This window comes from Lentzea sokolovensis (genome assembly GCF_033949975.1).
Taxonomy (GTDB): domain Bacteria; phylum Actinomycetota; class Actinomycetes; order Mycobacteriales; family Pseudonocardiaceae; genus Lentzea; species Lentzea sokolovensis.
The window spans coordinates 453,591-475,715 of sequence record NZ_JAXAVU010000007.1; the positions used below are offsets into that span (position 1 = coordinate 453,591).

Below are 22,125 nucleotides of genomic sequence, written 5' to 3' on the forward strand. Positions count from 1 at the left end.
TCAACAGTTGCGCGCGACGCGAGTGGATCAAGATCTAGAATCGGCCGGTGAGCGACCGCAAGCCGCCAGAGGTGGGTACACCAGCGGGCATGCGCGTGCTCAACCAACGCGCCGTGCTCGACCGGCTGCGCCGTCTGGGTGCGGCCACCCGCCCTCAGATAGCCAAGGACACCGGGCTGTCCAAGCCCACCGTCGGGCAGGCGCTGGTCGATCTCGAACGCCACGCCCTCGTGCGCCCGACCGGCCGCACGACCACCGGTCCTGGCCGCTCCGCGGTGGTCTACGAGCCGAATCCCTCCGCCGGGTACGTGCTGGGCGTCGACATCGGCCGTGAACGGATCCGGGCGGCGCTGGCCGATCTGGGCGGGTCTGTGGTGGCCCGCGTGGACGTGCGCAACCGCAGCCGATCGGCCGCCGCCCTGGTGCGCACCGTGACCGACCTGGCCGAGCGCACGGTGGCGGACGCTGGGATCGCTCTCACGGACGTCGTGGTGAAGGTGATCGGCAGCCCCAGCGTGATCGACCAACGCTCGCGGGTCGTGCGGCACGCGCCGCAGCTGCCGGGCTGGGAGTCGCTCGGTGTGCTGGACGGACTGGAATCGGCGCTCGGGCCGGTGATGGTCGTGGAGAACGACGCGAACCTGGCCGCGTTGGGGGAGCACGTCTACGGGGCGGCCAAGGACGCTCGCGTGTTCGTGTGTGCGACGGTCGGCACCGGTGTCGGCATGGGCATCGTCGTGAACGGAGTGCTGTTCCGCGGCGCGCACGGGGCGGCAGGCGAGGTCGGTTTCCTGCCGTACGGGGAGTCCGCTTCGGACGTCCGTCGTGGACAGTTCGAGGACGCGGCCTCGGCGGGATCCGTTGTGGAGCTGGCGCGGGAACGCGGGCTGACGGCGCGTTCGGCCCGTGAAGTGTTCGGCCTCGCGCGCAAAGGCGACGAACAGGCGTTGGAGATCGTGCGGCTGGAAGCGGAACGGCTCGCGTTCCTCGTCGCCGCCGTGGCCGCGGTGATCGATCCGGAACTGGTCGTGCTGGGCGGTGGCGTCGGGTCGAACGTCGACCTGCTGCTCGCTCCGCTGGAGGCGACGCTGCGCACGATGACACCGCTGGCGCCCCCGATCGTGGCGGGCTTGCTGGGCGACGGCGCGGTGCTATCCGGAGCCCTCGCGATGGGCCTGGAGGCGGCACGTGAATTGGTCTTTGAAGTTACTCTCTGAGAGTAGTTGAGTGGCTCTCACCTGGTGATTCACTCAATTGTCGTAACTGTTAACGGCGTTGTGTGGCTTAGCGTTACCGGCACCTCCACCTGGAGGGTTGTGTCCTTCCGTTGCAAGGGGAGTCGGTAGGGGGATGCGGGGGACGTAGCCCCCTACCGGCCGTGCACTGGGCAGGTGCCGCGCCCGCACCACCATCAGCCTGCCCAGTGCAGCAACGGCTAACGAGGTGTCGGCCGGTGGACGTTCGCCGTCGTCGACTCGTGGTGGGTGGAGTCCGCGATCCACGCCCCCGGGATGGACGCGTCGATCACGCCGTCCTCCAGCCACGTGTAGTTGCCGTCGAGGACCTGCCTGGCCAGCACCTGATCGCTGTCGTCGGTGTTCTTCCAGAGCTTCTCGAACAGCTCGTCGACCCGGATCCGCGCCTGCTTGGCGAACGCGTCCGCGAGCGCCTGCGCATTGGGGTTCTCGTCCTGCGCGGCCCGCACGCACGCGGCGCTGATCGCGAACAGTTCGGCCCCGATGTCCACGATCCGGCTCAGGAACCGCTGCTTGCGCTCCATCTTCCCCTGCCACCGCGACATCGCGTAGAACGTCTGCCGCGCCAGCTTGCGCGCCGACCGTTCGACGAACCGCAGGTGCTTGGCGAGCGGCCCGAACTCCGTGTAGCCGGCCGGGGTCTGGCCCTTGCCGACGACGAGAGTGGGCAGCCACTTGGCGTAGAACCCGCCTGCCTTGGCCGCCGCCTTCATCTTCGCGTTGCGGTCGGCGTCCGGGTCGATGATGTCGCCGGCGACGCTGAGATGCGCGTCCACGGCCTCGCGCGCGATCAGCAGGTGCATGATCTCGGTCGAGCCCTCGAAGATGCGGTTGATGCGGAGGTCCCGCAGGACCTGCTCCGCCGCGATGCCGCGTTCTCCGCGCGCCGCCTGGCTCTCCGCCGTCTCGTAGCCGCGGCCGCCGCGGATCTGGACCAGTTCGTCGGCCACCAGCCAGGCCTTCTCGGACGCGTAGAGCTTCGCGAGGGCGGCCTCGATGCGGATGTCGTGCTTGCCGGCGTCCGCGAGCTCGGAACTGAGGTCCAGCACGGCTTCCAGCGCGTACGCCGTCGCGGCGATGTAGGCGATCTTGCCCGCGACGGCCTCGTGCTTGCCGACCGGCAGGCCCCACTGGATGCGCGACCCCGACCACTCGCGGGCGATCTTGAGGCACCACTTGGCGCTTCCCGCGCAGAGGGCGGGGAGGCTCAGCCGGCCGGTGTTCAGGGTGGCCAGCGCGATCTTGAGGCCGGCGCCCTCCTTGCCGATGACGTTCTTCTTGGGCACCCGGACGTTGTGGAACCTCGTCACGCCGTTCTCCAGGCCGCGCAGGCCCATGAACGCGTTGCGGTTCTCGACGGTGATGCCCTCGGCGTCGGCTTCCACGACGAACGCCGTGATGCCCTTGTCCGGCACCTGGGCCATGACGACCAGAAGGTCCGCCACGACTCCGTTGGTGGTCCACAGCTTCACGCCGTCGAGGACGTAGTCGTCGCCGTCCGGCTTCGCGATGGTGCCGAGCCTGGCCGGGTCGGAGCCGACGTCCGGTTCGGTGAGCAGGAACGCGGTGATCTCGCCCTTGGCGCACCGCGGCAGGAACTCCTGCTTCTGCTCCGGGCTGCCGAACATCGCGACGGGCTGAGGGACGCCGATGGACTGGTGCGCGGACAGCATGGCGCCGATCGCGGGGCTGGCAGAGCCGACGAGCATCAGGGCCTTGTTGTAGTAGACCTGGGTCAGGCCGATGCCGCCGTACTCGGGCTTGATCTTCATGCCGAACGCGCCGAGGTCCTTGAGGCCCTTCAGGACTTCGTCGGGGATCTGGGCGTCGCGTTCGATGACGGTGTTGTCGATGTGGGACTCGGTGAACTTCCGGAGTTTCTCCAGGAACGCCTCGCCGCGTGCGCGGTCTTCGGCGGTGCCGCTCGGATGCGGGTGGATGAGGTCGATGCGGAAGTGACCGAGGAAGAGCTCCTTGCCGAAACTCGGTCGCTGCCAGCGGGTTTCCCGTGCTTGTTCGGCGACCTGCCTGGCCGCGCGCTCGTCGACGGTCATGGGTTACCTCCCAGTAGGTGTGACCCACGTTACTCGGGGGTAGGCGGATGTCCACCTGCTCACGGGGTGAAACCAGGTAACGGAAGGCCGCCCTTTCGGGGCGGCCTCGCGCGCTACAGCCAGCCGCGTCGAGCAGCGAGTTGTCCCGCCTGGAACCTGCTCCGCGCCCCCAGTCGCCCCATCACGCCGGCCATGACCCGCCGCACCGACCGCGCCGAGGTGCCCAGCCGTGCCGCCGCCGCGTCGTCCGTGGCGCCGGCGGCGAGCAGACGCAGCACGGTCCGTTCCTGCTCGCTCAGTCCGTTCTGGGCGGGAACGTCCGCGGCCATCGCGCTCGCCCACAGGTGGTCGAACCACGCCGCCAGCAACGCGACGGTCTCCGGTGACGTGATGGTCACCGGAGACGTGCCCGGCACCACCGCGACGGCCGAGTCGCACAACACCAGTCCGGACGGCAGCCCCGAGTAGGTGCGCACCTGGTCGTGCCCCCGCAGGAATGCGGGCACCGAGGCGCGGTCCACGTCGTCCGGGTACAGGGCGCGCACCGGCGTCCCGCGGGGCAGCAGACGGACGTCCACCAGTTCGTCCGCGCCACCCGACATGCACAGGTCGATCCGGGCCTGTGCTCGCATCAGCAATTCCTGCACGTCGTCCATGCCGAAAAGGCTATGAGGCCGCCCGGGACAAAACCTGCAGGCGACCTGCACGGCACCTGCACGCCTTTGTCCTGATCCGGCCACGGCGTTTCCGGACGTGCGGAAACCCTTGTCCCGCACCGCATTCGCCCGGCAAAGTTCACCCCACGATGTTCCTGATCGAACGAAATCTGAAGAACCAAATCAATTCGGCCGCGATCGAGCGGTCACAGCTTTTGAATCCTCGGATTCGCGTCGACGAAAAAGGTTCCCAGGTCGTGGCGATGGTGCGTGCCGCGACAAGGGAGCAAGCCGAATCGATTGCAACGGAAATCTTGGGAGAATAGTCATGCGCGGAATCAAGCCGGTGCTCGCCGCCGTCGTCGCCAGCATCTCGCTCGCCCTCCTGCCGATCGGGGCCGCCGAGGCTGCTCCGGCCACGCCGAGCTTCGGAGCCCAGATCGACCCCTACTCGCCGTACGACGGCCAGTCGACGTGCGAGGCCAGCGCCAAGGCCGGTCCGATCGGGGTGCGCGACCTGCTCAACTCCACCTACGGCACGCACACCGCGGGCATCAGCCGCAACTGCGACGGCAGCGTCAGCGAGCACCACGAGGGACGGGCGCTCGACTACCACTTCAACTACTTCGACGCCGCCGACCGCGCCAAGGCCGACGACTTCCTGAACTGGGTGCTCGCCCCTGACCAGCACGGCAACACGCACGCCATGGCCCGCCGGCTCGGCGTCATGTACATCATCTGGGACAACAAGATCTGGGAGTCCTACCGGCCGAACGCGGGCTGGCAGCCCTACTCCGGTGACAGCCCCCACCGCGACCACATCCACATCAGCTTCAGCTGGTCGGGGGCGCACAAGCAGACGTCGTGGTGGACGCAGGCCGCACCTCAGGTCGGCCGGATCGGCACCGTCGTCAACGGCACGCTGAACATCAAGGAGGGCAACCTCTTCTCCGCGTGGGTGCCGCAGATCGGCAACGTCGCGAAGTTCGAGATCGACGGCGACCGCATCGGCGTGCTCACCACCGGCGGCGAGGTGCTGGTCAAGGACGGCGACCTCTACGCGCCGTGGGTCTCTCAGGTGGGCGGTGCCAAGGACTTCCACCTCGCCGGTGACCGGATCGGCGTGTTGCGCAACGACAACTCGCTCGCGGTGAAGGACGGCACGCTCTACGCGGGCTGGACCGAGCAGACGAGCAACGTCAAGGACTTCGACCTCACCCCTAACCGCCTCGGCGTCGTGTTCACCGACGGCCTCGCGAGCGTCAAAGAAGGCGACCTGTACGCGGGCTGGGTCAACCAGCTCTCCGGCGCCAAGGACATCGAGCTCGCCGGCGGCCGGATCGGCGTGCTGCGGGGCGACAACTCGCTGGTCGTGAAGGACGGCACCCTCTACGCCGCCTGGACCGAGCAGACCGGTGACGTCGCGAACTTCGAAATGACGGGCAACCGCATCGGCGTCGTTTTCGGAAACGGCACCGCGAGCGTCAAGGAAGGCGACCTGTACGCGGGCTGGGTCAACCAGCTCGGAGGCGCCAAGGACGTCGAACTGTCCGGCGACCGAATCGGCGTCCTGCGGGCCGACAACACGTTCGCGGTCAAGGAAGGAACCCTCTACTCCTCCTGGACCGAGCAGGCGAGCCCCGTCACGCAGGCCGACCTCACCCACCGCTGACAAACCCCTCCCCGAAAAGGACCAGGAAAATGAGTAGGAAGATCGCGGCCGCGCTCGTCGGAACGGCCATCGCCACCACCCTGCTGGCAGGCGTCGGCGCCACCGCGGCCCAGGCCGCCGAGGCCGGACCCAGGATCGGTGTCCTGATCAACGGCACCCTGAACATCAAGGAGGGGAACCTGTTCACCTCCTGGGTGCCGCAGATCGGCAACGTCGCCAAGTTCGAGATCGACGGCAGCAGAGTCGGCGTCCTCACCACGGGAGGGGAGGTGCTCGTCAAGGACGGTGATCTGTACGCCCCGTGGACCACCCAGCTCGGCGGTGCCAAGGACTTCCACCTGGCCGGCAACAGGATCGGCGTGCTGCGCAACGACAACTCGCTGGCCGTGAAGGACGGCGATCTGTACGCGGGCTGGACCGAGCAGACCGGCGACGTCAAGGACTTCGACCTCACCCCGAACCGCGTCGGTGTCGTGTTCACCGGCGGCCTCGCGAGCGTCAAGGAGGGTGACCTCTACTCGTCCTGGGTGAACCAGCTCTCCGGTGCCAAGGACATCGAGCTCGCCGGTGGCCGGATCGGTGTGCTGCGGGGCGACAACACCCTCGCCGTGAAGGACGGCACGCTGTACGAGAGCTGGACCGAGCAGACCGGTGACGTCGCGGACTTCGAGATGACGCCGACCCGCATCGGCGTGGTGTCCGGCAACGGCACCGCGACCGTCAAGGAGGGCAACCTCTACGCGGGCTGGGTCAACCAGCTGGGCGGCGCCAAGGCGATCGAACTGGCGGGCGACCGGCTGGGCGTGCTGCGGGCCGACAACTCGTTCGCGGTGAAGGAGGGCTCGCTCTACGCCTCCTGGACCGAGCAGGCGAGCCCGGTCAGCCAGGCCGACCTGACGGCACCGGCGAGCGCTCCCGGCCAGGTCGTCACGCTGCAGGACCTGCGCAACATCTACGGCGCCATCTCGAACGAGGCCACCGTCCAGCAGGGCCTGGAGTCGCTGAACGCCGAGATGATCCGCGGCGGCATCACCACCCCGGCGCGCAAGGCGGCGTTCCTCGCGACGCTGCGCAACGAGAGCGGCTTCCGCTACAACGCGGTGGAGGGCGGTGTCTCGGCCACCTACAAGGGCCGCGGCTACATGCAGCTCACCTCCGAGGCGAACTACCGCGGCGCCGGCGCCCACCTCGGTGTCGACCTGCTCGGCAACCCGGAGGCCGCCGCGAGCCTGCAGTACAGCGCCTCCATCGCCCGCTGGTACTGGACGGTCGCCCGGTCCGACTCGAACAACGCCGCCGACCACTACGACATGGGCCTGATCTCCCGCTACGTCGGCTACGCGGCGAGCTCCGCCGAGGACGCCGAGCGGTGCACCGACTTCAAGTCCGCGCTGCGCTACTTCAACGGCGGCTCGCTGCCGGTCGCGGAGGGTGCGATCACCTGCTACCGCCACTGACACCCCTGCCCCGCAACTGAAAGAGGCCACCTCACCGTCCCCCAGGGCGGTGAGGTGGCCTCAGCCTTGGCCGGAACTACCTGCGGTGCGTCACATCTCCCTGTGAGACGGAGGGCGACTGGTTCGTCCAGGACGCCCAGAGCGTGCCCTCCTTGACCTGGAACGCCCCGTGCGTCTGCCGCACCCCGACGCGGTTGCCGGACAGTTCCACCTCGGCGGCGTCGCGCAGCTGGTCGACCCAGTCCGCGAACAGGTTGCCGTCCTTGACCCGCAGCAGGCCGTCGGTGAGCACCACGCCGACGCGGGTGGGCGTGATGTCGAAGTCCGCGACGTCACCGGTCTGCTCGGTCCAGTCCGCCCAGAGCGTGCCGTCCTTCACCGCGAGCGTGCCGTTCGTCCGCAGCAGGCCGATGCGGTTGCCCGCCAGCTCGATGTCCCGCGTCCCGCCGAGCTGGTCGACCCAGCCCGCCGACAGGCCGCCGTCCTTGACCGTCGCGCTGCCGTTGCCGAACACCACACCGATGCGGGACGGCGTGAGGTCGAAGTCCGTGACGCCGCTGGTCTGCTCGGACCAGCCGGCGTGGAGATCGCCTTCCTTGACCGCGAGCGTGCCGTTCGTGCGCAGGACACCGATCCGGTTGCCGGCCAGGTGGAAGTCGCGGGCACCGCCCAGCTGCGGTACCCAGTCCGCGTAGAGCGTGCCCTCCTTGACGATCACGTCGCCGCCGGTGGTGAGCACGCCGATGCGGTTGCCGTCGATCTCGAACTTCACCACGTCCCCGCGCTGGGGCACCCAGTGCTCCTGCAGCGAGCCTTCCTTCACGTGCAGCGTGGTCCCGGCCAGCACGCCGACCCGGCCGACGCGCGGCTCCAGGTACGGCTCGGCGGCGGCCCGCGCCACGGGCAGCCAGTCCTGGTAGCGGGTGGTGCCGTAGGAGGCCTTCCACTTCGGCAGCCAGGAGTCGCCCTGGGCCTTGTAGGCCTTCTGCGTCTCCTGCGCGTTGCAGGCGGGCGTCATGTAGCAGGAGTTGATCGCACCGCTGGCCACGCCGTGCTGGAAGAGACCCTGGTCGAGCTGGCCGTTCTCGTTTCTGTGCGTGGCGTCCGGGCGGCAGTGGGACTCGGTCATGCCGACGGCGATCGCCTGGACCAGCGCGTCACCGGTGAAGCCCGCCTGGTCGGCGTGGTAGGCGCACACTTCGGGACCGCTGTCGGCGGCCAGCGCGGTGGTGGGCGCGGCCGTGAGCGCGACCGGCAGAACGGCTGCGGCGAGCAGGGCGCCCAGTCGTCGGGACATGGTGTTCCCCCAGTTGAGATGTGCTGTGGTCGGTACGGCGAGAACGCTAAACGCCCACCCTGCATGAAACCTGTACGACTATGGTCGTGACCGTCATGGAGATCGGAATCCTGGGGTCGGTCGAGATCTGGCACGACGGCGAGCGCCTCGCCGCCGGTGCGCCGCAGCAGCGGTGCGTGCTCGCCGTTCTGGCCCTCAACGCGGGGCAGGGCGTGTCCGTCGACCGGCTGGCCGAGGCGGTCTGGGGCGAGGAACCGCCGGGGGACTGGCGTGGCGTCGTCCACGGCTACGTGTCGCGCCTGCGCAAGGCGCTCAAGCCCGCCGGACTGGAGATCGTCCGCCGCTCACCGGGCTACTCGCTCGACGCCGAGGTCGACCTGCACCTGTTCCGCAAGCTCGTCGCGGACGCCCGCGGGTCGGCTGACCCCGCGTCCGGGCTGTTCAAGGCGCTGGCGTTGTGGCGCGGCACGCCGTTCGACGGTGCCGCGGGCTCGTTCGTGCTGGACCGGCTGCGGGACGGGCTCACGCAGGAACGGCTCGGCGTCGTCGAGGAGTGGGTCGAGCACGAGCTCCGGCTGGGCAGGCACCGCGAGGTGATCGGCGACCTCACCGTGCTGTGCGCCGAACACCCGTACCAGGAGAAGCTGGTCGGCCTGCTGATGCTCGCGCTGCACCGCAGCGGGCGACAGGCCGAGTCGCTGCGCCGCTTCGACGAGTGCCGGCGCCTGCTCGCCGACGACCTCGGCGTGGATCCCGGCGACGACCTGCGCGCGCTCTACGAACGCGTCCTGCGCGCGGACCCGGCGCTGAACCCCGCTCCCGCGGACGTTCCCGTCGCGCCGGTCGAGCCGGTGCGCGCGCCGGACTCGCTGCCGTTCGACGTCCCCGACTTCACCGGTCGCGCGCACGAGTTGGAGCGCCTGATCGAACTCGTCGCCGGACGAGGTGGCGTGATCTCCGTCGACGGCATGGCGGGCGTGGGCAAGACCGCGTTCGCCGTGCGCGCCGGACACGCGCTCGCGTCCCGCTTCCCCGGCGGCCGGTTGTTCGTCGACCTGCACGGATACACCCCGGACCGGCAGCCCGTGACCGCCGAGGCCGCGCTGGGCGTGCTGCTGCGGTCGCTGGGCCTGCCCGGCACGGAGATCCCGGCCGGGCTGGACGACCGCGTCGCCACGTGGCGCACCGCGATGGCCGGGCGCCGCGCGCTGGTCGTGCTGGACAACGCGTCGGACGCGGCACAGGTCCGTCCGCTCGTCCCGGGCTCGCCCGGCTGCGCGGTGATCGTGACGAGCCGTCGCCGGCTGCCCAATCTGGACGGTGCGGTGCCGCTGTCGCTGGACGTTCTCCCCGCGCAGGAAGCAGAAGAGCTGTTCCTGCGCGTGGTCGGCGAGGATCGCGGGCCGGGTGCGGCTGAGCTGGTGTCCCTGTGCGGCTACCTGCCGCTGGCGGTCAGGGTGGCCGGGGCCCGGTTGCGGCATCGTCCACGATGGACGGTCGCGGACCTGGTCGAACGGCTTCGCGTGGAGCAGCAACGATTATCGGAGCTCGCGGTGGACGACCGGGGCGTCGCCGCCGCGTTCACGCTGTCCTACGAGCACCTGGAACCCGCGCTGCGCCGCGTGTTCCGGCTGCTCGGCCTGCACCCCGGTGTGGACTTCGACGCGCACGCCGCCGCCGCGTTGACCGGTCTGCCGCGCCCGCGCGCCGAGGACGCGCTGGAGGACCTGCTCGACCACCACCTCCTCGAACAGCAGGTGCGCGACCGCTTCCGGTTCCACGACCTGTTGCGCGAGCACGCCCTGGGGCTCGACGGTCCGAGGGAAGACGCGGACGTCCGCGTCCTCGACTACTACCTGGCCGTCGCGCACCGCGCGACGAACGTGCTGCAACCCGGTCGTCGCCAGGTTGAACCGGAGCTCGCGCACCCGCCGTCGTCCCTGCCCGTCGTGGCCGACCTGCCCGCGGCCTCCGCGTGGTTCGCGACGGAACACCCGAACCTGGTGGCGGCCGTCGCGCACGCCGAACGCCGCGGTGTCGAACGCCTGGTGCGCGACCTGCCCCGCAACACCGGGCATTACATGATCATCTCGCACCGCATCGACGACCTGATCGTGACGCAGGAGGCGGGCCTGGCCGCCGTGCGCAGGCTGGGTGACCCGCGCGAGGAGGCGCTGAGCCTGTCGCACCTCGCGCTGTCGTACTACATGGCCTGCCGTTATCGGCTGGGTGCGCGGCACGCGACGGCGAACCTGGAACTGGCGCGCTCGCTCGGCGACGAGGTGAACGAGGGGTACGCCCTCGCGATCCTGGGCCTGCTGCACCAGCGGCTCGGCGAGTTCGCCGCCGCCCGCGACTGCAACGCCCGGGCTGTGGAGCTGCGGTCCAACAGCACCGACTACCGGCTGGTCGCCATCTGCGTCGGCAACCTGGGCCGGATCGCGCTCGCGGCCGGGGACCTCGACGCCGCCTGGGCGTACCTGAGCAAGGCCCTGGTGCGCAGCAGGGAGATCTCCGAACGCAGCGAGGAGGCGTCCGTGCTGTCCGGGCTCGGCGCGACCCTGAGCAGGCAGGGCGACCACGAGTCGGCGTTGCGTCATCTCTACGAGGGTCTGGAGCTCGCGGGGGAGGTCGGCAACACCGACTACGTGGTGCGGGGCCGGATCAAGCTCGCGGAAGGACATCGGCGGGCCGGGCACCTCGAACGGGCGCTGGCGGTGGCCACCGAGGTCGTCGACGACCTGCGCAAGGGCGTGCTGGTCGATCACCTCGCGAGCGCGTGGAACGTTCTCGGCCGGGTGCGCGGTGATCTCGGCGTGCCCGCGTCGTCCGCGTTCGAGAACGCGCTGGAGCTCGCCACCCGGATCGAGTACCGGATCGAGCTCGCGCACGCTCTGCAGGGCCTGGGACGCACGGACGAGGCCGCCGCGCACTACCGCGCGATGGGCGTGGCCTGACCAAGCGAAAGGGCCGCCCGACGAACGGACGGCCCTCGCACAGCGACAAGTGACACCTGGTTACGGCAGCGGTGCGGCTCCGCGCTTCGCCAGGTAGTCCTTCATCAGCTCGGTCTCGGCGGACTGCGACTTCAGCATGTTGTCGGACAGCGTCCTCACGAACGGCTGACCGGCGGCGGTCGAGGCGTACTCGGCCATCGGTGCCCCGCCCACGTGGTGGCGGAGCATGAGCTGCAGCCAGTAGACGTCGAAGTCGCGTCCGGCCGGCATCGTGCGCAGCTTGGTCAGTTCCTCGGTCGTGGCCATGCCGGGCATCAGCGGCTTGCCCGCTTCCGGCGTGGTCGCGCCGTGGCCGTGCACGCCCGCGGCGTCCATCCACTTCATGTAGACGCCGGAGATGTTCTGCTCGTGCTCGTTCCACATCATCAGCCAGCCCTTCATCCGCCCCACCTGTTCGAGCTGGGTGGAGGAGATGTCGAACGCGAGCTGGCGGATGTCCGGTTCGGTCGAGCGGTCCCTGGCGATGTTCGCCATCTGGATGCCCTGCAGGTGGTGCACGGACATGTCCTGGCAGAAACCGACGTCCACGGAGCCGGAGGCCGGAACCGCGCCGGACGAGGACGAGCCGGGGAGTTTCACGAGCAGGCCCACCGCCGCGCCCAGCAGGAGCACGGCGAGGACCGCGGCGCCGATGACGAGGGTCCGAGCCACCCCTGAGGGGCGGTCGGACACCTCGGTCTCGTCAGGAGCGGACATCAGCTCGACGGCGGCGTCGAGACGGAGCCCGACGCGGGCGGCGTGCTGGCGTTCGGCTGGGCCTCGGTCTTGGAGTCGTCCTTGCCGCCGTCCATCGGCACGGCGTCGGCGCCCGGCTTCTCGGCCACGAACGGGGCCGGGTTCGACAGGAACTGCGGGTTCTCGCAGGACGCGCCGACCTCGGGGTAGGTGTTCGGGTTGCGCAGCAGCGACGAGATGAACTGGTCGACGCGCTCGTCCTCGACGGTGTCCAGCTTCAGCTGGTGGCCCCAGGACTGCAGCGAGACCGGCTTGTCGAGGCCCGGGAACGGCGAGAGCGCCATGTACGGGATGCCCTCGACCTTGACCTTGAGCTTGTTGAGCGCGTCGTCCTTGACCTGGTCCGGGTTGTACGCGATCCAGACCGCGCCGTGCTCCAGGCCGTGGACGATGTTCTCGGTGCGGATGGCCTTGTCGTAGACGACACCGGTGCAGTCGGCCCACGTGGCGTCGTGCGGGCCGCCGAAGGCAGGCGTCTGGTCGTAGGCGACGCGCTGGGTCGGCTCGACGTGCCGGGAGCCCTTGTAGTCCTTGATCACGATGCCCGCGAGCGCGGTCGACGGATCCTTGTTCGTGTCCGAGGGCTTCCACTTGGCCAGGGCGGCCTCTTTGACGTTGTTCGCGTGGATCTGCGAGTACGCATACCCGAAAACACCGCCCGCGAGGCCCAGCACCGCGATGACCGCGATGATCGTGCCCCACGGCTTCGGCTTGCTCGCCACCACCGAGGAACGGGCTGCGGCCACGCTGTTGCGTGTGGCCTTCGTCTTCTTGCCGCTGGTCATGTCCGCCTCAGATGTCGTCCTGGTCAACCGGCGCCAGTGTAGGGACATCGTGTCTGATCACTGTCAGCGCAGGGCGATACCACGTCCGCGTTAACACTTGCCGTCTCACCCTCCGAGACCCGGTAACCCGGTCGAGACCTGCGACAACGCTTCTCTAAACTGTTCCAGCGTGACCCCTGAAGCGCTCGCCGATCTGGTCCGGACCACGGTTGCCCAGTTGCTGGCCGACCGACGTCTGGACGCCTCCGCTCTCCCGGAGCAGATGACGGTCGAGCGACCCAGGAACCCCGAGCACGGCGACTACGCCACGAACATCGCGCTGCAACTCGCCAAGCAGGCCGGCGTGCAGCCGCGCGAGTTCGCGACGTGGCTGGCCGAGGCCCTGCTGGCCCAGCCCGCCATCGCGAAGGCCGACGTCGCCGGTCCCGGTTTCCTGAACCTCACGATCGCCACCGAGGCCCAGGGAGCGATCGTTCGCGCGGCGCTGGAGGACTTCTACGGCACGGGCTCCGAGCTGGCGAACAAGCGGATCAACCTGGAGTTCGTCTCCGCGAACCCCACCGGCCCCATCCACCTCGGTGGCGCGCGCTGGGCGGCAGTCGGCAGCGCGCTCGGCGAGATCCTGCGGGCCCGTGGCGCCGAGGTCGTCCGCGAGTACTACTTCAACGACGCCGGCGCGCAGATCGACAGGTTCGTTCGGTCGCTGATCGCCGCCGCCAAGGGCGAGCCGGCCCCCGAGGACGGCTACGCGGGCACGTACGTGAGCGACATCGCCGCCGAGGTCCTGCGCCGCGAACCGGGTGCGCTCAGCGACCCCGAGACGGTGCGCGGGGTCGGCGTCGGGCTCATGTTCGAGGAGATCAAGAGCAGCCTGCACGACTTCCGCACCGACTTCGACGTCTACTTCCACGAGGACTCGCTGCACCAGAGCGGCCGCGTGGACGAGGCGATCGCGAAGCTGAAGGCGAACGGCTCGCTGTACGAGAAGGACGGCGCCTGGTGGCTGCGGTCCACGGACTTCGGTGACGACAAGGACCGCGTCGTCATCAAGAGCGACGGCGACCCGGCCTACATCGCGGGCGACATCGCGTACCTCGTCGACAAGCGCGGGCGTGGCTTCGACCTGTGCATCTACATGCTCGGCGCGGACCACCACGGCTACATCGCGCGCCTCAAGGCCGCGGCGGCCGCCCTGGGCGACGACCCGGACAGCGTCGAGGTGCTGATCGGCCAGATGGTGAACCTCGTCAGCGACGGCCAGCCCGTCCGGATGAGCAAACGCGCCGGCACCGTCATCACGATGGAGGACCTGGTCGACGCGGTCGGCGTGGACGCGGCGCGCTACGCCATGATCCGCTCGTCCGTCGACTCCAGCCTCGACATCGACCTCGACCTGCTGCGCAAGCACGACAGCGAGAACCCGGTCTACTACGTCCAGTACGCGCACGCCCGCATCTCGGGAGTGCTGCGCAACGCCGCCGACCTCGGTGTCACGCAGGGAGACGACCTCTCGCTGCTGGTGCACGAGCGCGAGGGCGACCTGATCCGCACCATCGGTGAGTTCCCCAGGGTGGTGGCGACCGCGGCCGAGCTGCGCGAACCCCACCGGGTGGCGAGGTACCTCGAAGAACTCGCCGGGTCCTTCCACCGCTTCTACGACCGCAGGAACGGCGTGCGCGTGCTTCCCCAGGGCGACGAGGAGACCACTCCGTTGCACCGGGCGAGGCTCACGCTCTGCGCCGCCACCAGGCATGTTTTCGGAGCGGGCCTCGGCCTGCTCGGCGTCACCGCACCGGAGCGAATGTAAATGCGAGCACATCCCGCTGGACCTCGGCACGCCGACGTCATGGCATCCGGCACCACCGCCGGAGACCGCCCCTCGACCGCCGACCAGCTCGACTACCTGCACCCGACCGTGTGGCCGCGCAACGCCTCCCGCAACGCTTCCGGCGTCGTGGAGCTGGCGGGCGTGGACGTGCGCGGGCTGGCAGAGCAGTACGGCACCCCGTTGTTCGTCATGGACGAACAGGACTTCCGCGCGCGTTGCCGCGAGCACGCCGAGGCGTTCGGCGACCCGACGCTCGTGCACTACGCCTCGAAGGCGTTCCTGAGCGTGCAGGTCGCGAAGTGGGTGGCCGAAGAAGGCCTCTCCATCGACGTCTGCAGCGGCGGCGAGCTCGCCATCGCTCTGCGTGCGAACTTCCCGGCCGAGCGCATCGCGTTGCACGGCAACAACAAGAGCGTTCCCGAACTGATCGCGGCCGTCGAGGCCGGCGTCGGCGGGATCGTGCTCGACTCGTACCACGAGATCGCGCGCCTCGACCAGATCGCGCGCGACCGCGGGGTGGTGCAGAAGGTGCTGATCCGCGTGACGGTCGGCGTCGAGGCCCACACGCACGAGTTCATCGCGACCGCGCACGAGGACCAGAAGTTCGGCTTCTCGCTGTCCTCCGGCGACGCGGCCGAGGCGGTGCGGCGCGTGCTGAAGGCCGGTGGCCTCGAACTCGTCGGCCTGCACAGCCACATCGGCTCGCAGATCTTCGACGCGTCGGGCTTCGAGGTCGCCGCGCGCCGCGTGATCGGCCTGCTCGCCGAGATCCGCAAGGAGCACGGGGACATCCCGACGTTGAACGTCGTCGACCTCGGCGGCGGACTCGGCATCGCCTACACGCCGGACGACGACCCGCCCCCGCCCGCCGAGCTCGCGCGGCAGCTGCACAACATCGTGCAGAAGGAGTGCGAGCACAACGGCTTGAGCATGCCTCGCATCGCGGTCGAGCCCGGCCGCGCGATCGTCGGCCCCGGCACGGTCACCGTGTACGAGGTCGGGACGATCAAGGACATCGAGCTGGACGGTGGCGCGCGGCGCCGGTACGTCAGCGTCGACGGCGGCATGAGCGACAACATCCGCACTGCTCTGTACGACGCGGTCTACGACTGCAAGCTCGTCTCCCGTGCCGCCGAGCCCGAATCGCGGGCCGTGCTGTGCCGCGTCGTCGGCAAGCACTGCGAGTCCGGTGACATCGTGGTGCGCGACTGCTGGCTGCCCGACGACCTCGCGCCGGGAGACCTGGTTGCGATCGCGGCCACAGGGGCCTACTGCTACTCGATGGCGAGCGGGTACAACCGACTTCCACGGCCCGCGCTCGCCGCGGTGACCGACGGAGAGGCGCGGCTGCTGCTGCGTCGCGAGACCGAGGACGACCTGTTCCGTCTGGAGGTGTAGGCAGTGTCAGTCAAAGAGGCGGGCCCCGTGAAACCTATTCGTGTCGCGTTGCTCGGTTGCGGCACGGTGGGCACGGAGGTAGTCCGGCTGCTGACGGACCAGGCCGAGGACCTCACCCAGCGCATCGGCGCGCCGGTTGAGCTCGCGGGCATCGCCGTGCGCAGGCCGAACAAGCACCGTGAGGTGCCTGAGCACCTGCTCACCACGGATGCCGCGGCGCTGGTGAAGTCGGACGACGTGGACGTCATCGTCGAGGTCATCGGCGGCATCGACCCGACGCGCGGCCTTCTGCTGGAGGCGCTGCGCAACGGCAAGTCCGTCGTCACGGCGAACAAGGCGCTGCTGGCCGAGCACGGCCCGGACCTGTTCGAGGCGGCCGACGCGTCCGGCGCGGACCTCTACTTCGAGGCCGCCGTCGCCGGCGCGATCCCGTTGCTGCGCCCGTTGCGGGAATCCCTTGCGGGAGACCGGATCACGCGTGTCATGGGCATCGTGAACGGCACGACGAACTTCATCCTGTCCGCGATGGACGCCACCGGCGCGGGCTACAACGAGACGCTCGAAGAGGCCTCGCGTCTCGGTTACGCCGAGGCCGACCCGACCGCGGACGTCGACGGGTTCGACGCCGCGTCGAAGGCCGCGATCCTTGCGTCCCTTGCGTTCCACACCCGTGTGACGGCTTCGGACGTCTACCGCGAGGGCATCCGCGCGGTGTCGGCGGCGGACATCGCGGCCGCCAAGGGCCTCGGCCGCACGGTGAAGCTGCTGGCGATCTGCGAGCGCGTCACCAGTCCGTCCGGTCAGGAATCAGTCGCCGTTCGAGTGCACCCGGCGATGATCCCCAGGACGCATCCGCTGGCGAGCGTCAACGGCGCGTTCAACGCGGTGTTCGTCGAGGCAGACGCGGCGGGGGAGATGATGTTCTACGGGCAGGGTGCAGGTGGCGCCCCCACGGCGAGCGCGGTCGTCGGCGACCTGGTCGCCGTGGCGCGCAACATGGTCGCGAGCGGGCACGGCCCGCGCGAGTCCGCCTACGCCGCGCTCACCGCGCAGCCCATGGGGAACACGCCGACCCGCTACCACATCAGCCTCGACGTGGCCGACAAGCCAGGTGTCCTCTCCCAGGTCGCCGCGGTGTTCGCCGAGCACGACGTGAGCATCGCCGCGGTGCGCCAGGAAGGCCGCATCGAGGACGCCAGTCTCGTGATCGTCACGCACGCGGCGACCGACGCCGCGCTGCGGTCCACTGTGGACAAAATCGGTGGCCTCCCCGTGGTGCGGGACGTCGTCAGCGTCATGAGGGTGGAGGGCGAAGAGTGAGCGCTGTCAGAGCAGGCTGGCCCGGTCTCATCAACGCCTACCGGGACCGCATCGAGATCCCCGAGGGCGCTGAGGTCGTGACGCTGCACGAAGGCGGCACGCCGCTGGTGCACGCTCGAAGGCTCTCCGAGGCGACCGGGTCCGACGTGTGGGTCAAGGTCGAGGGCGCGAACCCGACCGGCTCGTTCAAGGACCGCGGTATGACCGTGGCGATGACGTACGCGCTCGCCTCCGGCCTGAAGGCGGTCATCTGCGCCTCCACCGGCAACACGTCCGCCTCCGCCGCCGCCTACGCGGCCAAGGCGGGTCTCACAGCGGCCGTGCTCGTGCCCAGCGGCAAGATCGCGATGGGCAAGCTCGCGCAGGCCGTCATGCACGGCGCGAAGATCCTGCAGATCGACGGCAACTTCGACGACTGCCTGGAGCTCGCGTCCAAGACCGCCGCCGAGTACCCGGTGACCCTGGTGAACTCGGTCAACCCGGTGCGGCTCGTCGGCCAGCAGACCGCCGCGTGGGAGGTCTGCGACGTGCTCGGCCAGGCGCCGGACGTGCACTGCCTGCCGGTCGGCAACGCGGGCAACATCACCGCGTACTGGAAGGGCTACACGTCCTACGACCAGGGCCTGCCCCGCATGTTCGGGTTCCAGGCGGCCGGTGCGGCTCCGCTGGTGTCCGGTGAGCCGGTGCCGAACCCGGAGACCATCGCGACCGCGATCCGGATCGGTTCGCCGGCGTCGTGGACGGGGGCGATCAAGGCCCGCGACGAGTCCGGTGGCCTGATCGACGCCGTCACCGACGAGCAGATCCTGGCCGCGTACCGCCTGCTGGCGTCGTCCGAGGGCATCTTCGTCGAGCCCGCGTCGGCCGCGTCCATCGCCGGTCTGCTGATGACCGCCGAGGACGGCAGGCTGCCTCGCGGGTCCACGGTTGTGTGCACCGTCACCGGCCACGGTCTGAAGGACCCCGACACGGCGTTGCTCGGCACGACCGAGGTCGAGCCGGTCCCGGTCGACCCCGGCGCCGTCGCGCACGCGCTGGAGCTGGCGTGAAGTTCCTCGTCTCCGTCCCCGCGTCGACCGCGAACCTCGGTTCGGGGTTCGACGCGCTGGGCATGGCGCTCGGCATGTACGACGACGTGGAGGTGGCCGGCGGCGAAGGCGTCGACGGCCTCTCGATCACGGTCGACGGTGCCGGATCCGGCGACGTCCCGCTCGACGAGACCCATCTCGTCGTGCGGGCCGTCCGCGCCACCGGCTACACCGGTGGACTGGCACTGAGGTGCCGCAACACCATTCCGCACGCACGGGGACTGGGCTCGTCGGCGGCCGCGATCGTGGCGGGCGTCGCAGCCGGATTCACCCTGTTGGGTCGCGAGTTGGACACGGACGCATTGCAAATCGCCGCCGAGTTCGAGGGGCACGCGGACAACGCGGCTGCCTCCTTGTTCGGCGGCGTTGTCGTTGCGTGGTCTGAAGGAGAGCGCTACCGCGCCGTCCGCATGGACGCCGACGCACGCGTGCGCCCGTTCGTCCTCATCCCGTCGCAGGAGTCGTCCACCAAGACCACGCGCGGCCTGCTTCCGGCCGAAGTGCCGCACTCGGACGCCGCGCACGCCGCGGGGCGCGCTGCCCTCGCGGTGCACGCGCTGACGTCGGATCCGGCAGTTCTCCTTGCGGCGACTGAGGATCGACTCCACCAGAACTACCGCGAGCCCGCATGGCCGGACACCGTTCGGGTGATCAACGATCTTCGCAAGCTCGGAGTTCCCGCCTGCGTGAGCGGAGCGGGACCCACCGTGATCGCCTTCGGTGATCTTCCTCCCGAGGTCGACGTGCACGGCTTCGACGTGCGGAGACTCGACGTCGACGCCGCCGGCGTGCGCGTTCGTCCATTGGACTGACACACCCGACCCCGGTTGTTGCATGGCGGAGGACCGGCGTCTACTCTCGGGGGCGATCAGTCACCGCGCGCACGGGCGCCGGTGTCGCGCTCGGACACTCGTTCCGAGTCGCAATCCTTTTGCGTTCCGGCTCTGTGCCGTGCGGGCGGGGCGAACGCAAAAGAGGCACCCGATCGCCGTGTGATCTGAGAAAAGTCCCGTGCTTGAGGGAAGCCGTCGTGCTTCCGTCTTCATCGGACTTGACCGCCGTTCCCCGCTGAAGTGGGAAGGCGGGTCCGCTGGGCCGCGTAGGAGGCGGGGCCTGGTCAGGAAGGACATGTGTGACCAACACCGATTTGCTGAGCAGCGAAGTCGCAGCTGCCGCTGGTTCTGGAGCCGAGGAGAACGCTCTGTCCACCCCATCGAACGGCACGACGCCGCGCCGCCGCGCGGGTCTGTCCGGCATGGTGCTCGCCGAACTTCGCGAGCTCGCCGGCCAAATGGGCATCACCGGAACCGCAGGCCTGCGCAAGGGCGACCTGATCGCGGCCATCAAGGAGAAGCAAGGCTCCGGCGCCCCGGCGAAAGCCGAGAAGCCCGCGAAGGCCGACAAGGTCGCCGCGAAGGCCGAGGCTCCCGCCGAGAAGCCCGCTAAAGCGGCTGAGAAGGTCGTTGAAAAGCCTGTTCAGCAGCAGCTCGAGGTAGCGGAGAAGCCCGCCGCCGAGTCTGGCGCTTCCGACGACGCTCGCTCGTCCGAGGACGGTGGGCGCCGTGGAAACCGTCGCCGTCGTTCCGGCCGTGGCGGTGGCAACGCCGAGGGCGAGAACCAGCAGCCGCAGCAGGAGCAGCGTTCCGAGCGTCCTGAGCGGAACGACCGTCCCGAGCGTGCGGAGCGCCCCGAGCGCGCTGAGCGTCCGGACCGCGCTGAGCGTTCCGACCGCGGCGACCGCGCTGAGCGTCCGGACCGCGCTGAGCGTTCCGACCGCGGCGACCGCGCTGAGCGTGGCGAGCGTCAGGACCGTGGCGAGCGCTCCGAGCGTTCCGACCGCGGCGAGCGTTCGGACCGCGGCGACCGCAACGAGCGCGGCGGCCGTGACCGCAACCGCGACCGCGGCGAGCGCAACGACCGTGGTGACCGTGGCGGTGACCGCCAGGGTGGTGGCCAGCCCGACGGTGACGACGACGGTGGCCGCCGTGGCCGCTTCCGCGACCGCCGCCGCCGTGGTGGCCGTGGCGAGGAGCAGGGTGGCGGCGGTCGTGGCGACCGCGAGACCGAGGTGCGCGACGACGACGTCCTGCTCCCGGTCGCGGGCATCCTGGACGTGCTGGAGAACTACGCGTTCGTCCGCACGTCGGGCTACCTCGCGGGCTCGAACGACGTCTACGTCTCGTTGTCGCTGGTCCGCAAGTACGGCCTGCGCCGTGGCGACGCCCTCACCGGCGCCGTCCGCCAGCCGCGCGACGGCGAGCAGCAGCGCCAGAAGTTCAACCCGCTGGTCCGCGTCGACAAGATCAACGGCCTGGACCCGGAAGAGGCGCGCAACCGCCCGGACTTCACCAAGCTGACGCCGCTCTACCCGAACGAGCGTCTGCGCCTGGAGACCGAGCCGCACATCCTCACCACCCGTGTCATCGACCTGGTGATGCCGATCGGCAAGGGCCAGCGCGCCCTGATCGTGTCGCCCCCGAAGGCCGGCAAGACCTCGGTGCTGCAGTCGATCGCCAACGCGATCACGACGAACAACCCCGAGTGCCACCTGATGGTCGTCCTGGTGGACGAGCGTCCGGAAGAGGTCACCGACATGCAGCGCTCGGTGAAGGGCGAGGTCATCGCCTCGACCTTCGACCGCCCGCCGTCGGACCACACGACCATCTCCGAGCTCGCCATCGAGCGGGCGAAGCGCCTGGTCGAGATGGGCCACGACGTGGTCGTGCTGCTCGACTCGATCACGCGTCTGGGCCGTGCGTACAACCTGGCTGCCCCGGCTTCCGGCCGCATCCTGTCCGGTGGTGTCGACTCGACGGCGCTGTACCCGCCGAAGCGCTTCCTGGGCGCGGCCCGCAACATCGAGGGTGGCGGTTCGCTGACCGTCATCGCGACGGCGCTGGTCGAGACCGGTTCCGCCGGCGACTCGGTGATCTTCGAAGAGTTCAAGGGCACGGGTAACGCCGAGCTCAAGCTCGACCGCAAGATCGCGGACAAGCGGACGTTCCCGGCTGTCGACGTCGACTCTTCCGGTACGCGCAAGGAAGAGCTGCTGCTGTCGCCTGACGAGATGGCTGTCACGCACAAGCTGCGTCGGGTGCTGCACGCGCTGGACGGACAGCAGGCCATCGATCTGCTGCTGGACCGGCTGCGGAAGTCTCGCACCAACATCGAGTTCTTGATGCAGGTCGCTAAGACGACGCCTGGGTCTGAGCAGGACTGACCCGTTTGTAGGCGTGTGAGTTTCACGTGAAAAGACCCCCGGTGCTGGTCACCGGGGGTCTTTTTGTTGGGGTTCACTCGAATGCCGGGGTTGGCGCGTGGGTTGGGTGGGTCGTCTCCCTGGTTCGTTGGCGGGCGGCGGTTTGTTGTCCGTAGGTGGTTGGGTTGCTTGCTGGTGTGGCGGTTGATTCCTGGGGCTCCGCCCCAGACCCCGCCAATCTGATCAAAAGCCGGGGTCTACGCCGTGCGCGGGTTGATGGCACGCCTGTTGCGTTGGGCGGAGTGGCGTTGCTTTGGTGGTTGCGTTGGTGGGGTGGCTTCGTCACGAGTCGAGCCAAGAGCG

At 69.6% G+C, this 22,125-nt stretch carries 16 protein-coding genes; 11 read left to right on the forward strand and 5 right to left on the reverse strand.

The window, feature by feature from the left end:
* The first annotated feature begins 47 nt into the window (after window positions 1-47).
* Window positions 48-1,217, forward strand: a complete 1,170-nt coding sequence (locus SK854_RS14450) for an ROK family transcriptional regulator (protein WP_319975589.1) — start codon at window positions 48-50, stop codon at window positions 1,215-1,217.
* 218 nt (window positions 1,218-1,435) lie between these two features.
* On the opposite strand, the gene SK854_RS14455 is transcribed toward SK854_RS14450, so the two are convergent.
* Complete coding sequence (locus SK854_RS14455; RefSeq protein WP_319975590.1) at window positions 1,436-3,310, reverse strand: acyl-CoA dehydrogenase family protein; 1,875 nt, start codon at window positions 3,308-3,310, stop codon at window positions 1,436-1,438.
* A 113-nt stretch (window positions 3,311-3,423) separates the two neighbouring features.
* Window positions 3,424-3,966, reverse strand: coding sequence for a helix-turn-helix transcriptional regulator (locus SK854_RS14460; RefSeq protein ID WP_319975591.1), 543 nt, complete (start codon window positions 3,964-3,966; stop codon window positions 3,424-3,426).
* Between the two features lie 149 nt (window positions 3,967-4,115).
* Here SK854_RS14460 and SK854_RS14465 point away from each other — a divergent pair, with 149 nt between their 5' ends.
* Genes SK854_RS14465 through SK854_RS14475 form a run of 3 tightly spaced genes read left to right on the forward strand, consistent with a single transcriptional unit; the run spans window position 4,116 to window position 7,095 of the window.
* Complete coding sequence (locus SK854_RS14465) at window positions 4,116-4,292, forward strand: hypothetical protein (RefSeq protein ID WP_319975592.1); 177 nt, start codon at window positions 4,116-4,118, stop codon at window positions 4,290-4,292.
* A gap of 2 nt (window positions 4,293-4,294) precedes the next feature.
* The gene (locus SK854_RS14470; RefSeq protein ID WP_319975593.1) at window positions 4,295-5,638 is read left to right on the forward strand and encodes a hypothetical protein; all 1,344 of its coding nucleotides are present in this window, start codon (window positions 4,295-4,297) and stop codon (window positions 5,636-5,638) included.
* Window positions 5,639-5,667: 29 nt separating this feature from the next.
* Window positions 5,668-7,095, forward strand: coding sequence for a glycoside hydrolase family 19 protein (locus SK854_RS14475; protein ID WP_319975594.1), 1,428 nt, complete (start codon window positions 5,668-5,670; stop codon window positions 7,093-7,095).
* A gap of 76 nt (window positions 7,096-7,171) precedes the next feature.
* Here the strand turns inward: SK854_RS14475 and SK854_RS14480 are convergent, their stop codons facing one another.
* Window positions 7,172-8,392 (reverse strand): hypothetical protein, encoded by a 1,221-nt coding sequence (locus tag SK854_RS14480; protein WP_319975595.1) that lies wholly within the window; start codon window positions 8,390-8,392, stop codon window positions 7,172-7,174.
* A 95-nt stretch (window positions 8,393-8,487) separates the two neighbouring features.
* Here SK854_RS14480 and SK854_RS14485 point away from each other — a divergent pair, with 95 nt between their 5' ends.
* Complete coding sequence (locus SK854_RS14485; RefSeq protein WP_319975596.1) at window positions 8,488-11,349, forward strand: AfsR/SARP family transcriptional regulator; 2,862 nt, start codon at window positions 8,488-8,490, stop codon at window positions 11,347-11,349.
* Between the two features lie 60 nt (window positions 11,350-11,409).
* On the opposite strand, the gene SK854_RS14490 is transcribed toward SK854_RS14485, so the two are convergent.
* Both SK854_RS14490 and SK854_RS14495 read right to left on the reverse strand, forming a co-directional pair.
* The gene (locus tag SK854_RS14490) at window positions 11,410-12,105 is read right to left on the reverse strand and encodes a DUF305 domain-containing protein (protein ID WP_319975597.1); all 696 of its coding nucleotides are present in this window, start codon (window positions 12,103-12,105) and stop codon (window positions 11,410-11,412) included.
* Window positions 12,105-12,929 (reverse strand): DUF3105 domain-containing protein, encoded by an 825-nt coding sequence (locus tag SK854_RS14495; RefSeq protein WP_319975615.1) that lies wholly within the window; start codon window positions 12,927-12,929, stop codon window positions 12,105-12,107. The genes SK854_RS14490 and SK854_RS14495 overlap by 1 nt, the downstream gene beginning before the upstream one ends.
* A gap of 169 nt (window positions 12,930-13,098) precedes the next feature.
* Here SK854_RS14495 and argS point away from each other — a divergent pair, with 169 nt between their 5' ends.
* The 6 genes from argS (at window position 13,099) to rho (ending at window position 21,783) form a co-directional block, all read left to right on the forward strand.
* Window positions 13,099-14,736: an arginine--tRNA ligase gene (argS, locus tag SK854_RS14500; protein ID WP_319975598.1), complete on the forward strand. Its 1,638-nt coding sequence runs from the start codon at window positions 13,099-13,101 to the stop codon at window positions 14,734-14,736.
* Window positions 14,737-16,155: a diaminopimelate decarboxylase gene (lysA, locus tag SK854_RS14505; protein ID WP_319975599.1), complete on the forward strand. Its 1,419-nt coding sequence runs from the start codon at window positions 14,737-14,739 to the stop codon at window positions 16,153-16,155.
* Between the two features lie 3 nt (window positions 16,156-16,158).
* Window positions 16,159-17,475 carry a homoserine dehydrogenase gene (locus SK854_RS14510; protein WP_319975600.1) on the forward strand — a complete coding sequence of 439 codons (1,317 nt, stop codon included), beginning with the start codon at window positions 16,159-16,161 and terminating at the stop codon, window positions 17,473-17,475.
* A complete protein-coding gene (thrC, locus tag SK854_RS14515; RefSeq protein WP_319975601.1) occupies window positions 17,472-18,524 on the forward strand; it encodes a threonine synthase in 1,053 nt (350 codons plus the stop codon). Before SK854_RS14510 ends, thrC begins: the two co-directional genes overlap by 4 nt.
* The gene (gene thrB, locus SK854_RS14520) at window positions 18,521-19,375 is read left to right on the forward strand and encodes a homoserine kinase (RefSeq protein ID WP_319975602.1); all 855 of its coding nucleotides are present in this window, start codon (window positions 18,521-18,523) and stop codon (window positions 19,373-19,375) included. Before thrC ends, thrB begins: the two co-directional genes overlap by 4 nt.
* A gap of 320 nt (window positions 19,376-19,695) precedes the next feature.
* Window positions 19,696-21,783, forward strand: coding sequence for a transcription termination factor Rho (gene rho, locus SK854_RS14525; protein ID WP_319975603.1), 2,088 nt, complete (start codon window positions 19,696-19,698; stop codon window positions 21,781-21,783).
* Window positions 21,784-22,125: the final 342 nt, after the last annotated feature.

Coding starts and splice junctions, on each gene's coding strand:
- SK854_RS14455 (WP_319975590.1), bottom strand. CDS start 3,310: ATGACCGTCGACGAGCGCGCGGCCAGGCAGGTCGCCGAACAAGCACGG.
- SK854_RS14460 (WP_319975591.1), bottom strand. CDS start 3,966: ATGGACGACGTGCAGGAATTGCTGATGCGAGCACAGGCCCGGATCGAC.
- SK854_RS14465 (WP_319975592.1), top strand. CDS start 4,116: ATGTTCCTGATCGAACGAAATCTGAAGAACCAAATCAATTCGGCCGCG.
- SK854_RS14470 (WP_319975593.1), top strand. CDS start 4,295: ATGCGCGGAATCAAGCCGGTGCTCGCCGCCGTCGTCGCCAGCATCTCG.
- SK854_RS14475 (WP_319975594.1), top strand. CDS start 5,668: ATGAGTAGGAAGATCGCGGCCGCGCTCGTCGGAACGGCCATCGCCACC.
- SK854_RS14480 (WP_319975595.1), bottom strand. CDS start 8,392: ATGTCCCGACGACTGGGCGCCCTGCTCGCCGCAGCCGTTCTGCCGGTC.
- SK854_RS14485 (WP_319975596.1), top strand. CDS start 8,488: ATGGAGATCGGAATCCTGGGGTCGGTCGAGATCTGGCACGACGGCGAG.
- SK854_RS14490 (WP_319975597.1), bottom strand. CDS start 12,105: ATGTCCGCTCCTGACGAGACCGAGGTGTCCGACCGCCCCTCAGGGGTG.
- SK854_RS14495 (WP_319975615.1), bottom strand. CDS start 12,929: ATGACCAGCGGCAAGAAGACGAAGGCCACACGCAACAGCGTGGCCGCA.
- lysA (WP_319975599.1), top strand. CDS start 14,737: ATGCGAGCACATCCCGCTGGACCTCGGCACGCCGACGTCATGGCATCC.